Genomic DNA, 13,753 nt, shown 5'->3' with positions numbered 1-13,753 from the left:
CGGTCACTGCAATACTCCTTGGGAATGAAGCGAAACATTCGTTTATTTATTTTATAAAGGAGCTATTAAATGATTAAAGCAATCTCAATTTCTGCAATTTCTCTAGCACTACTTGGTTTCAACAATGCTGCACATGCAGATATTACCGAGATGGATTCACCACGTATTTATACAGGTATTGGTTACGGCCAATATTCATTTGAGTTTGAAGACAGTGAAAATGACACTGACTTTGATGATGATGCACAAATGTTAAAAGGTTACGTTGGTACTCAATTTAATAAATACTTAAGCCTTGAGCTTGCATACCAAAACTTCGATGAAGCGAGTGATATCGATTCAAAAGTTGAGCTTGACGGTATCTCACTAGCTGCGCGTTTAGCAGCACCAATCACTGACAGCTTTTCTGTTTACGCAAAAGGCGGTTGGCTTGAATGGGATGCAGAAGTAGAACAAGACTTAGGTGAGCTTGGTAGCATTAGCGCTGACACTGATGGTGGCGATGTATTCTATGGTGCAGGTATTGAGTATGCTTTCACAACAAACATGCAAGTACGTTTAGAGTATGAACGTTACGAATTAGAAGATGATATTGACCCTGATATGGATGTGGCTTCGGTATCATTCCAATACATGTTCTAATTTAGACTGACATGTCTAATTTTAAAAAAGGCAGTCTCGACTGCCTTTTTTTGTGTTTGCATGTAAAATGTCGGCAGATTTCCTTAAGTTTAATACACAATGAGCGAATACAAACTAACTGCCGTCGGCCACATTCAATCTCCATACAAACAAAAGTTTGCAATACCTCGCCAACCTCGCTTGGTTCCTGAGGCTAAGGCAAAGCTGGTATTCAGTAGCGATTTCAATCGCGAAGAGTTTGTCCGTGGTCTCGATGAATTTAGCCATATTTGGTTATTATTTAGATTTCATGAAACCGCTGATAAAGGCTATTCAGCAATGGTGAGACCCCCTCGCCTTGGCGGAAATGAACGTAAAGGTGTATTTGCTACACGTGCGACTTTTCGCCCTAATGCCATTGGCATGAGTGCAGTAAAACTTGAGGGCATTGAATATAAAAATGGTCAGTTATGCTTATTGCTCTCAGGTATTGATTTACTTGATGGCACACCGATTTTAGATATTAAGCCTTATTTGCCCTATTCAGATGCAATGACTGATGCGACCGCAGGTTTTGCCGATACCCGACCAGAAACAGATATGAGTGTCGAGTTTACTGATAAAGCACTGGCGTTTATCGAAAAACAAACTGAGCAACCAGAATTAAAAGCCTTTATTAGCAATGTATTAAAGCAAGACCCTCGCCCTGCTTATAAAAAGCAACGTGAGTCTGAACAAAGCTACGGCATGACCTTATATGATTTCAATATTAGGTGGCATGTTCGGGATAATCATAATACAGTGACCAGCATTGAAAAATGCTAATTTTTTAACACTTTTTTTAAAACATATCGCTTTAGTGTCAGTGCGTCCACTGGTAAACTTAGCGACTTGTTATTACTCAAACGTCTTGAGTAAACGATAATAATTTTAACACTACTTGGAATAGAGATGCGTACCAGTCAATATATACTCGCAACACTTAAAGAAACTCCGTCTGATGCAGAAATTGTTTCTCATCAATTAATGCTACGAGCAGGCATGATCCGCCGCGTTGCGTCGGGTTTGTATACATGGTTGCCCTCTGGTTTACGCGTACTTAAAAAAGTAGAAAACATTGTACGTGAAGAAATGGATAAAGCAGGCGCTATCGAAATGTTAATGCCTATTATCCAACCAGCTGACCTTTGGGAAGAGTCAGGCCGTTGGGAGCAATTTGGTCCTGAATTATTACGCATTAACGACCGTCATAACCGCCCTTTTGCACTGGGTCCAACACACGAAGAAGTGATCACTGATTTTGTACGTAAAGAAGTAAGCTCTTATAAGCAATTACCATTGACTCTTTATCAAGTACAAACAAAAGTACGTGACGAAGTTCGCCCTCGTTTTGGTGTCATGCGTGCCCGTGAATTCACTATGAAAGATGCTTACTCTTTCCACTTAAGTGATGAGTGTTTAGAGAAAACATACCAAGTAATGCACAAAGCATACTGCAACATCTTCGAACGCCTTGGTCTTGATTACCGCCCTGTTATCGCGGATACCGGCTCTATCGGTGGTAGCGTATCGCATGAGTTCCATGTACTTGCAGAATCAGGTGAAGACGCCATCGCATTTAGTGATGCAAGTGATTACGCTGCAAATATCGAAAAAGCAGAAGCATTGGCACCGACTGAAGAGCGCCCAGCAGCAACTAAAGAGTTAAAAGCATTTCCAACGCCAGATGCAAAAACCATTGCAGAGCTTAAACAGCACTACGGTGTTAAACCTCATCGCGGCGTTAAAACACTTATCGTGTATGGTGCTCCAGATGAAAACGAACAACGTGGTTTAGTGGCGCTTGTATTACGTGGCGACCATGAGTTGAACGAGTTGAAAGCTGAAAAGCACCCGCTTGTAGACTCACCGCTTGAAATGGCAAAAGAAGAAGATATCGTTGCAGCGATTGGTGCAAAACCTGGCTCATTAGGCCCTGTCGGTCTTAAAATGCCAATTATTGTTGACCGTTCAGCTAATGTAATGGCTGATTTTGTTGCGGGTGCGAATAAAGACGACGAACACTACAGCGGCATTAACTGGGATCGTGATGTAGAAAGCTATGAAGTGGCAGATATTCGTAACATCGTTGAAGGCGACCCAAGCCCTTGTGGTCAAGGGTCACTGCAAATTAAACGTGGTATTGAAGTAGGTCATATTTTCCAACTGGGTACTAAGTACTCAGAGGCAATGAAAGCAGGCGTTCTGAGTGAATCAGGTAAAAACCAAGTCATGACGATGGGTTGTTACGGTATTGGTGTTTCACGAATCGTGGCTGCTGCCATTGAGCAAAACAACGACCAATACGGTATTAAATGGCCACAACCTATCGCACCATTTGATTTAGCAATCGTGCCTATGAACATGCATAAGTCTCATCGTATTCCTGATATTGCAGATAACCTTTACAAAGGTTTGAAAGAAGCTGGTTTAGATGTGTTATTTGATGACCGTAAAGAGCGCCCTGGTGTGATGTTCAACGATATGGAACTATTAGGCGTGCCTTTCACATTGGTTATTGGTGAACGTAATCTTGACGAAAATAAGGTTGAGCTTAAAAACCGTCATACCGGTGAAAAGCTAATGCTTGATTTAGATAGTGCCGCTTCCGAAATTGCCGCACTCGTTAAAGGCTAATTGAACCAACCTATACAAAATAGAAAAACCGCTTCGGCGGTTTTTTTGTTATTAGTATTTGTCATAGATGTTTCGCTAAAGCGTCTTTTAACTGTCATTGATTCTGCCTAGCATTTACTTTATTACACCATGAGTAAATGCCATGAATAACACTTGCAGTAGTAAAACCCACTATCCTGCCGTTTGGATTTCCGACGTTCACTTAGGTTATAAAGACTGCCAAGCGCAGTATTTATTGGATTTTTTGAATGCTATTGAATGCGACGTATTATACTTGGTCGGTGATATCGTCGATTTATGGTCCATGAAACGGCAATTTTTCTGGCATCCTAGCCATTATGATGTGTTAGCGCTTATTCAACAAAAAGCGAAAGATGGCACACGCGTCATCTATATACCGGGTAACCATGACGAAACGTTTCGCCAATATGCCGATGAGTCTTTATTTGGTATTGAAGTACATCAGCAATATATCCACACAACAAAAGCCAATAAACGTTTTTTACTTTTGCACGGCGATGATTTCGACTCAGCAACCCGTTACAACAAATTAATTAGTATTGCAGGTGATGCAGGATACGACTTACTGTTATTTTTAAATCGCTGGACTAATCGCATTCGTCGATTATTCGGTGGGCATTATTGGTCGTTGGCGTCATGGATCAAAGCACGAGTGCACAAAGCCCGCGAAGCAATTGATGCATTTGAAAAAGCGGCTATTCATGAAGCAAAAAAGCAAGGCGTGGACGGTATTATATGTGGCCATATTCACCACCCAGCCGTTAAAGTAGTAGATGGGATTTTATATTGCAATGATGGCGACTGGATAGAAAACTGTACGGCTCTTGTAGAGAATGACTGTGGAAGAATTGAATTACTTCACTGGAGTGAAACACAAAAAGTAATTCACTCAGCAGACATCAGCAAGCTAATGCCAACCCCAGCCCATAATAAAGATGCCGCTTAGCCAAACTGATATTTATACCGATTCGCTTAATTAAGTGGTCTATTTTGAGGCAATAAATCATCGTTGATAACAAGGCAAAAATTTCGTTATTTAGTTGTTCTAAATAAGAAATTTTTAACGCAGGTAGCGACAAGCTTTATCCCTCAAAATGATGAAGTATTATTGCAGATTGGTATTATCAGCATTAAGCCACATAACGAGTTTATTTCGAAGTGTGGCTTGTTTTATCGGCTTGGTAATATAGTCGTTCATGCCAACACTCAGGCACTTCTCTCTATCGCCTGCCATCGCACTTGCGGTCATGGCAATAATAACAATATCTTGAAAGCGCTCTGTTGCATGACCATATCTTATTTGTTTAGTACAATCATAGCCGTTCATATTTGGCATTTGGCAATCCATTAAAATAAGGTCAAACTGGGTTTCGCTATTTTTAAGAACCTCCAATGCTTCGATACCATCACCTGCAGACTCGATATTAATGTTTGTATCGCGCAAAATAGCTTTACTCACTTCAATGTTGATCAGGTTATCATCGACAATAAGAATAGAGCGGTTACAGAAATCGACATCGACAATTTCTTTTTCCACTCTATCTTTATGATTCAATATTTGCCCTTCATATTTAAATAACGTTGCTAACCGATAAATAAGCTCATCCTGTGTTATCGGCTTTGACATGGCCACTGCATTGGCAGGTAACGAGTATTTTTTTTCTAATGCTGACACCAAACCAATCACTAATAACTTAATATCACTATTTTGACTAGCGAGATCTATGAAATCACTAATTTGTGGGTGCTTTTGATCAACGACGATAAGATCAAACTTACTCTTACTTTCTTTTTCCAATGAAAACAGTGACGTTATATTTTCCTCTTCTAATTGAGTAAAAGATTTTAATTGGCTTATCAAGTTTTGCTTTAAAGGTTCGTACAACAAGGAAAACGCAACTTTTTTATGCGCTAATATAGCTGTTTGGCTATTCGATTTACTTGGTTGACTGAGTGTCATCAAAACCGTGGCAGTAAAACAACTACCCTGACCTTTTTCACTCTCAACAGCAATATCGCCTCCCATTAACTGTGATAACTTGCGACTAATAGAAAGACCTAACCCACTCCCACCATAGTGCCGAGTTGTGCTTGAATCCTCTTGTGTAAAAACATCAAACAGTTTTTTTTGGCTATCTTTTGATATACCAATACCTGTATCTGTGACTTTGAAGGTTAATAAAACATTGTCATCCAGCATTTTTCGTTCACTGAGATGTAAACTAACAAATCCTTGATGAGTAAATTTAAATGCGTTACTCAGTAAATTATTGAGTATTTGCTTCAAGCGATGGCTGTCTCCAACAACGCCCCTGTGACTAACTAAACTTGAATCAAAGAGCACTTCTAAACCTTTTTTTTGACCTTGCACCGCCATTGATGTCATTAGATCATTACACACAGAGACAACATCAAACTCATGGTAATCTAAGTCAAGTTTGCCGGCTTCAATTTTAGAAAAGTCCAGAATATCATTAATAAGCGTCATTAAGGACTGTGCACTACTATTGGCATAATGTAAGTACTGCTTTTGTTGAATTGTGAGCGGCTCAACTTCCAGCATTTCGAGCATACCCAGTACACCGTTCATTGGTGTACGTATTTCGTGCGAAATATTAGCAACAAATTGGCTTTTCGCCTTGCTAGCCGCCAAAGCTTGCTTTGTTGCCTCTTCTAGCTCTGCCGTACGATTTTGGACTTTTTCTTCAAGCGTTTCGTTTAGTTGCTCAAGTTGATGTTGTGCCCTTTTTAATGAGTTAATATTACGAATTATTGCAGCGACTTGGACTTGTTTTTTAAGCGCATCAAAAATCGGGGCCAGAGTAATTGAGAAATAATGACACTGTGTTTCATCTATATAAATGGCTTCAAACGAGCAGCGTTCATTATTTTTTATAGCTTGCGCAACTCCTTGAAAATCTTCATCATTGTAATTGAACAAGTTATCAAAATTTGTTTCCTTTTCTTTTATACTAAAAAACTCTTTCGCAGTTTGATTGGCATTGCAAATAGTGCCATCAGGGGTAACCATAATAATTGCATCAGAGGAGCTTTCTATAATTTTGCTGTTTTTTTCTTTGAAAAAGCTCAATTCGAGTTTTCGGCTTATGTCACGCTGATAAATTATAAATAGCACGATCACAGCAATAATAATCAAACATAGCATGGCTATGAATTTATAGCGTTTACTTTTAATCTCATGCAACATAGTCTGGGTATCAACAGACACTGCCAGTGTAAGTGGCTTCATATCAATACCATTAGAGAACTGAATAACTTTCTTTAAATAAAGTTTCTCTGGCAAGCTCATAAAATCGAAAATATCAATTTGATCCATCGCCTGATTAGTTGAAAACTCTTGCTTCCAAAATCGCGCATCCCCTGACTCAAAGCTAAAACGGTATGCTTCATTTGGATGATAAATAAATTGCTGATCAGCATTAAGTAGGTATACATCAAAAATATCTGCTGTGTTTTCAACTAATCCGTTTAAAAGATCATCAGCATAATAGTTGACGATCAAGACAGCAAAGGGCTCTCCGTACAGGTCACGTACTAATTTTGATACACGATACGTACTCACATAGGGGATTTGTATATGACCATTCTCTCTGTTGTAATTAATTGGCGAAACATAAATGTGGCCATTAGGTAGTCCCTTTGTTATTTGCATGTAGTCTCGATGACCTTTTAACTGCAAATCAGTTTCAGCTATGCGTTTTACTTCACCATTAATATTATCAACTCTGACGACTTCTTTGCCTTCCTGTCCAACGTAAATATAGCGAGCTTGTGCTAAGTCGTTATCGGTAGCCATAAAGCCACTGAAGATCTTGGCTAACCTATCCTTCCATGCTGATATTGGTGTGCCAAGAACAGGATCGATATTCTTATCGTTTGTGGCGCGCATAATCGCCATAATCGGGGGAGTTGCGTCTAAGAAATTAAGCGCAGAAATATTTTCTCTAAGTGTAGAGGTAAACCTATCCTCTTTTGTGGTTAGCTCTCGTTTCATTTGCTCTAATGTACGAGCATACACATCTTCACGGGTATCAAATTCAAATTTTATTATCGCAACGCACGCAAGAGAGATCAAAACCAACAGAGCAACAAAAGGAAGCTTGTGCCGATAAAAGAAATTAGTTGCTTGAAGCAAATCCATTGAATTAAAAAGCCTTATTTACCATTCTTCACAGAGTATAGGAGAATTTCATAATAAAGATGGGGTATAAGTAAAAAATATTAATCAATAAGGAGGTAATACAAGGTAACGTATTGAAAATATAAAAAAAGCACCAAATGGTGCTTTTTATTAGGTTGAAACAATACGTCTTTTATCTGAATAAGACATCTTCTTTATTAAACCATTTAACACAAAACGTGAGTAAAGCCCCTGCCACTATCACTGTCGCTAAGAAGATTAAACCCACTAATGTGTAATCTACTGTGCCTTTAATGATTTCTTTGATTGCCAACGCAACGTTTGTCACTGGAATAAAAGCGGTTTTGCTCGTGAGTTCAACATTTGGCATTAAGGCAACCATAATTGGAAAAATAACACCCATACTAAGTGGCGCCATGTAGTTTTGCGCTTCTTTAAAGGTTCGCGCATAAATAGAAATGGCCAACGCTAATGAAGAGAAGATTGCAGCAATAGGCAATAACAACACAAAAATCAATCCTAAATCTAACACGGTTAAAGAACTAAATGCGTTTTTAACAACCGCTAAATCAACAAAAGCAATGGCTATTGATATCCACACCCCCATACTGAGTACCGTTATGGTGGTTGTTGCAATTGAAGAAGCAAGTAAGGTTACAAACTTACCTAACACAAGCTGTGTACGCGTGATTGGTGTAAGTAAAAGCGTTTCGAGGGTTCCGCGCTCTTTTTCACCGGCACCTAAATCAATCGCGGGATACGTTGCGCCCATTAATACCAGAGGTATTAGTAGATAAGGAATAAATCCACCAATTTTCTCACCGAGATTTTCACGTTTATCTGCGGTGTCGACCTTCACCACTTTAATAGGTTCGATAATTGCCGCTTGTTGCTGCTCTGATACGCCAAAACTTAAAAGCTTAGTCGTGCGCAGTTTATCGCCATATTCTTTTGCAAGCTCCTTAACGCGGTCAAATAAAAAGTTAATTGCTTTCGCGTCGTTATAAACAACTTGCCATTCGCTTTGCTTAGCGTTATCTAAAGTTTGCCTAGCGTCTGATGGCAAATAGATACCCATATCTATGGTGCCCGCTTTAACTGCTTTGGTAAGGTCCTCTACTGTATTAAAGGTTTCGTCACCTTTATATAAAGCAAAGCTCTTGTGGTAAAACACCTTATCAGTAAACTCTTGCGCGTAATTACCATTGATGATGGCGTAAGTATGGACCTCTTGTTCTGCCTCTAATGCTGCTTGTGAACTAATAAATGCCATTACAGCAAATAATAATGGGAAAACAGCAACCGGCAGTGCGACCACGAATATTAATGTTTTACGGTCACGTAACAGCTCTTTTAATTCCTTTTTAAATACTTCAAACATCACGACTCTCCGTCAAAATATTCATAAACGCTTGGTTTAACTCTTCGCTTTGCCCAGTTTGTTTAAACTCATCCAATGTGCCATCAAAACAACTTATGCCTTGGTTTATCACCGCAACACGGTCACAAAGTAACGCAACCTCATCTAAATGGTGTGTTGAGAAAATGACTGGTGTACCTTGTTCTTTAAGGCCACGAATAAAGTTAATGACGGTTTGCGTGGTCATGATATCTAAACCAGTGGTAGGCTCATCAAGAATAACCACATCAGGGTGATGAACAACTGCACGGGCAATATTGGCTTTTTGCTTCATGCCTGTAGATAAATTCTCTGCACGTTTGTCAATAAAGTTGTGCATATCAAGTAAGGTGAAAAGCTCATCACAACGTGCTGCTACCGCCTTTTTACTCATGCCATGCAAACGAGCAAAGTACTCAACGTTTTCTTTAACCGTTAAACGTCCGTATAAGCCAGTACTCCCTGATAAAAAGCCGATTGATTTACGGCCAACTAAAGGTTTCTTAACAATATCGTGACCAGAGATGGTTATTGTTCCTTCATCAGGCTTAAGCGCTGTTGAGATCATTCTAAGTGTTGTTGTTTTACCAGCACCGTTCGGGCCTAACAAGCCCAATACTTCACCTTTATTACAGTGAAAGCTGACGTCTCTCACGGAATGAAAAAACTGCTTGTCTTCTCGGGGATCAATATTATCCGTGTTATTTTTTTTATGATCTTTTGTTAGCTTAAACTTCTTTTTAAGCCCTGCTACTTCAATCATTGCGTTTCCTTCGTTTCGGCCTAAAGTAGTCCGTGTTATTATAAAATTCTGGGTTATTATTCTCAGCCCACCAGCTAGGTACACCTAACAATGGTAAGGGTGACAAATTTTTATTGTCTCGCAAACAATCGTCAACTTTAATCATCTCATAGAGACGTTGATCTATATACGCATACTGCTCGGCTAAATCTTTACAAAATATGTCATCAGGCACAACAATAAATAATGCTTTACCCGTTAAACCAATATAAGGTTGTGTAAGCATTTCGTAGTTAGCATGACCAAACATGTAAGGACGTATAGTTTCACCCCATAATTCGCGCTGTAATACAAATGCCTGCTGCCATTGATGATCGCGTAATTGCTGTTGCCAGCTTTGTTCGGTAATGGCTAATACAACGCCGCATTCATCAAACAAGGTAAGTGCATTTCTGTGTTTACTGCGCTCTTTTAGACCATGCAGTTTAATTTCTTCAATGTGCTGGTGATTAATCAGCGCTTTGGTTTTTGGGAATAAACACCAAATAAAACCACCAAATAGATCATGCCAATTCTGCTGGCGTGTGGGTACTTGCCCTGTTTCAAAAATTATTTGTTCATAATACCGAGTTTCATCTGCAAACTTTTCATCTTCAGTAAAACGAATGGGGATCCCTTGCGAAGTCGTGGCGGTTAAAAATTGATTAAACCATTCACATGATGGCCAATCAGACAACTTATCTATATTAAACAGTTTAACTAAGTCAACAAACGCACCGGTTGTAAGGTACTGGGTTGACCACTGTTCGGGGGCGGTAAATCGTTTCATTTCTTATAACATTTAACTTCTTGATGTATTGTGGCTAGTTTACCGCAAAAACTGGTTCTCATTAATAGAACCTCATATACTAATGCTACCTTAAAACAAAAAAGATTGATTATGGAACGTTATTTTTCAATGACAGTGATAGCAAGCGCGATGCTTGTAGGCTGTGCTTCAACAAGTAACACGTCAAATGATGTAGCTAACGCTTATCAGAGTATAAATTCACAGCAGTTAGCTGAACACATTAAAGTGCTTGCCTCTGATGAGTTTGGTGGTAGAGCACCTTCATCAAAGGGTGAAGAACTCACTCTAGCTTATTTAACTGATCAATTTAAAGCGCTCGGTTTTCAGCCAGGCAATGGTGATAGCTTTTTACAAGAAGTTCCGCTTGTTTCACTTGAAGCAGACTCAAACATGGTACTTACCATTGGTGGCAAAGATTACCAATACAAGAAAGATATGGTGATGGGTAGTAGCCGTATTAGTGCAAAACAAAGCATTAAAGACTCTGAGCTTGTTTTCGTTGGTTATGGTGTAAACGCGCCTGAATATAACTGGAACGATTACGAAGGCCTTGATGTTGAGGGTAAAACAGTTGTAATGCTGGTAAACGATCCGGGGTTTGCGACAAAAAACCCTGATTTATTCACCGGTGATGCAATGACCTATTACGGCCGTTGGACATACAAGTATGAAGAAGCGAGCCGTCAAGGTGCAGCTGGTGCGATTATCATTCACGAAACAGCGCCAGCATCTTATCCATGGTCTGTAGTTGAAAACTCATGGAGTGGTGAGCAATTTGGTTTCCAAAAAGAAAATAACAACATGGACCGTGTTGCTGTTGAGGGCTGGGTAACAACTGATGTTGCTAAAGAGCTTTTCACAAAAGCAGGCTTAGATTTCGATACGATGAAAGCCAATGCTGCTAAAGGCGCTTACCATGTTGATATGGGCGACCTAACAGCGAGTGTTGAAGTAAACAACACAATCAAAAAGTCAATTTCGTATAACTTCATTGCGACTTTACCGGGTAGCGAAAAGCCAGACGAGCACATCATTTATTCAGCTCACTGGGATCACCTTGGTACAGATAAAACGCGTAAAGGCGACCAAATCTACAATGGTGCCCACGATAATGCGACAGGTACTGCAGGCTTAATTGAAGTTGCTGAAGCATTCGCTACTTTACCACAACACCCTAGCCGCTCGATGACTTTCTTAGCAGTTACTGCTGAAGAACAAGGTTTACTCGGCTCGAAATATTATGCTGCAAACCCGGTTATCCCAGCATCACAAACGGTTGCTAACATCAATATGGATAGCTTAAACCTGTTAGGTAAAGTAAAAGATATCAGTGTTGTTGGTATTGGTAAATCAGAAATGGATAGCCTGCTAGAAACAGCTGCAAAAGCACAAGGCCGCACTGTATCTGGCGATCCTAAACCGTCTTCAGGTGGTTACTACCGCTCTGATCACTTTGCATTTGCAAACATGGGTGTGCCAGCAATGTACGCTGGTGGCGGCAGTGAAGCGCTTAATGAAGAAACCGCTAATTACCGTAAACGAATGAGCTTAGTGCTTCGAGGTTGTTACCATCAACCATGTGATCGTTACCGTGATGAGTGGGATTTATCAGGTGCGATTCAGGACCTTCAGTTATTCTATCAAGTAGGCTTTGATATTTCTGAGCGTGAAGAATGGCCTAAATGGAATGCAAACTCTGAATTCCAACGCAAATAAATGCAAATGAGATTGATTTTCATTTAAAATGATACTACAGTGTAATCTGATTAATTTTTTAGGTTGCACTGTATGTATTTTTTTTCCCAAACGAGGTTAGTTCCTCAAAAAGCGAGGTGTTACATTACGGATAATAAGCGCTTGTTCTTACCCTTTCTATTGCTTATTGCATTAGCAATACCTGCAACCCGTGAATTTACATTACAAGCATTGAGCGATGCTTTTTTTCAAGTATCGGTCTTTGTTGCTGCCACTTTATTAATTTATTATTATTTAATCGATCGCCTTCCACAATTACAGCTAAGCTATTTACGCGCAAAATCAGGCATCCTTGAAGTCAGTTTTGCTTCTATCTTAGGTGCTTTACCTGGCTGTGGTGGCGCCATTATAGTTGTTACTCAATTTACCAAAAAGCAAGCTAGCTTTGGCTCCGTTGTTGCGGTACTGACAGCGACAATGGGAGATGCTGCATTCTTATTACTCGCCACTCGTCCTCTTGATGGACTATTAATGATGTTGATAGGAGTGAGCGTGGGTATTATTAGTGGTCAAATTGTTAATTTATTTCATTCCAGTTCAAGTTTTCAACCAAGTAATGCGACTGAGTATAATGAAGAGCCTCAGTGCCAACCAAAGATACTCGAATATAGCCGCCCTGTTTGGAAGTTTGCTTTAATACCTAGTTTGATTATCGCTTTTGTTATTGCAACAAACACAGATACTCGTTTCTTCAGTGAAGGCCTTGCAAACACAATCAGTATTTTTGGCGCCTTGATGGCTCTTTTTACCGTGATTGTATGGGCTTTATCTTCAAAAGGTGTAAGTTATAAGCAAGTAACTAGCGAAGAAGCCCCTTGCACGCCTCCATCAAAGCTTACTAAAGTGTTAATGGACACTCATTTTGTTACAGCATGGGTCGTTGCTTCATTTATGGTGTTTGAAATTTTGGTGAATGTGGCTGGCGTAGATTTAGCAGCATGGTTTTCTGAGTATGCCTACTTAGCGCCCTTAGTTGCTGTGGCAATCGGCTTATTACCTGGTTGCGGGCCACAAATTGTTGTAATGACACTATATATTCAAGGGATTATTCCGTTTAGTGCGATGGCAGCCAATGCAATATCGAATGATGGCGATGCCTTATTCCCAGCTATCGCATTAGCACCAAAAGCGGCCTTAGTGGCGACAGTATATTCAACAATACCAGCATTGTTACTCGGTTATGGTTTGTATTTTTACGGCATATAGCAAATAGAATATTTAGAATTTAAAAAACCAGCCGAGGCTGGTTTTTTAATGCTTAGTAGGGCGTGTTGACCTTTGTAGATTGAAATTTGTTCACTCTAGGGGCGATTTAATCGCGGCGCGAGATTTGTAACCTAGTGGGCTAAGTAAAAATCGAGCAACAAAGAGTTAATCGCCCCTAGGAAGAACCCGAAGGGCAGCGCGTGTTTGGCATTGATGCTGCGTTATCGCCTATTTATGGGGAACAACCACACTACATAGGCTCTGCCTTGCCTAAATACCAAACACACTGCTGCAAAATTAACCACAAAAGGTCAACACGCC

Annotated in this window: 10 protein-coding genes; 6 read left to right on the top strand and 4 right to left on the bottom strand. The window is 39.8% G+C overall.

The annotated features are described in order from the left end of the window. The first annotated feature begins 69 nt into the window (after positions 1-69). The 4 genes from L3V41_RS12900 to L3V41_RS12885 all read left to right on the top strand — a co-directional run bounded on the left by L3V41_RS12900 (position 70) and on the right by L3V41_RS12885 (position 4,264). A complete protein-coding gene (locus tag L3V41_RS12900; RefSeq protein WP_062569122.1) occupies positions 70-642 on the top strand; it encodes an outer membrane beta-barrel protein in 573 nt (190 codons plus the stop codon). 99 nt (positions 643-741) lie between these two features. Then, positions 742-1,446, top strand: a complete 705-nt coding sequence (gene tsaA / locus L3V41_RS12895; RefSeq protein ID WP_237127878.1) for a tRNA (N6-threonylcarbamoyladenosine(37)-N6)-methyltransferase TrmO — start codon at positions 742-744, stop codon at positions 1,444-1,446. A 126-nt stretch (positions 1,447-1,572) separates the two neighbouring features. Beyond that, positions 1,573-3,297, top strand: a complete 1,725-nt coding sequence (locus tag L3V41_RS12890; protein ID WP_237127877.1) for a proline--tRNA ligase — start codon at positions 1,573-1,575, stop codon at positions 3,295-3,297. Positions 3,298-3,439: 142 nt separating this feature from the next. Continuing rightward, positions 3,440-4,264, top strand: coding sequence for a UDP-2,3-diacylglucosamine diphosphatase (locus L3V41_RS12885; protein WP_237127876.1), 825 nt, complete (start codon positions 3,440-3,442; stop codon positions 4,262-4,264). Between the two features lie 159 nt (positions 4,265-4,423). Here L3V41_RS12885 and L3V41_RS12880 read toward each other — a convergent pair whose 3' ends face one another. The 4 genes from L3V41_RS12880 to L3V41_RS12865 all read right to left on the bottom strand — a co-directional run bounded on the left by L3V41_RS12880 (position 4,424) and on the right by L3V41_RS12865 (position 10,450). Further along, positions 4,424-7,480, bottom strand: coding sequence for an ATP-binding protein (locus L3V41_RS12880; protein WP_237127875.1), 3,057 nt, complete (start codon positions 7,478-7,480; stop codon positions 4,424-4,426). A 172-nt stretch (positions 7,481-7,652) separates the two neighbouring features. Beyond that, entirely contained in the window at positions 7,653-8,861 is a 1,209-nt protein-coding gene (locus tag L3V41_RS12875; protein WP_062569127.1) for an ABC transporter permease subunit, read from the bottom strand. Further along, positions 8,854-9,642: an ATP-binding cassette domain-containing protein gene (locus tag L3V41_RS12870; RefSeq protein WP_062569128.1), complete on the bottom strand. Its 789-nt coding sequence runs from the start codon at positions 9,640-9,642 to the stop codon at positions 8,854-8,856. The genes L3V41_RS12875 and L3V41_RS12870 overlap by 8 nt, the downstream gene beginning before the upstream one ends. Then, on the bottom strand, positions 9,635-10,450 hold the full coding sequence (locus tag L3V41_RS12865) for a DUF3025 domain-containing protein (protein ID WP_237127874.1): 816 nt from the start codon (positions 10,448-10,450) through the stop codon (positions 9,635-9,637). The genes L3V41_RS12870 and L3V41_RS12865 overlap by 8 nt, the downstream gene beginning before the upstream one ends. 111 nt (positions 10,451-10,561) lie before the next feature. Here L3V41_RS12865 and L3V41_RS12860 point away from each other — a divergent pair, with 111 nt between their 5' ends. Then, entirely contained in the window at positions 10,562-12,187 is a 1,626-nt protein-coding gene (locus L3V41_RS12860) for a M28 family metallopeptidase (protein WP_062569130.1), read from the top strand. A gap of 72 nt (positions 12,188-12,259) precedes the next feature. Beyond that, the gene (locus L3V41_RS12855; RefSeq protein WP_237127873.1) at positions 12,260-13,432 is read left to right on the top strand and encodes a putative manganese transporter; all 1,173 of its coding nucleotides are present in this window, start codon (positions 12,260-12,262) and stop codon (positions 13,430-13,432) included. The last annotated feature ends 321 nt before the right edge of the window (positions 13,433-13,753 follow it).

This window comes from Pseudoalteromonas sp. L21 (genome assembly GCF_021728035.1).
Lineage (GTDB): Bacteria > Pseudomonadota > Gammaproteobacteria > Enterobacterales > Alteromonadaceae > Pseudoalteromonas > Pseudoalteromonas arabiensis.
Note: the sequence above shows the minus strand (reverse complement) of the source record. Positions and strands in the feature narration are given on the sequence as shown.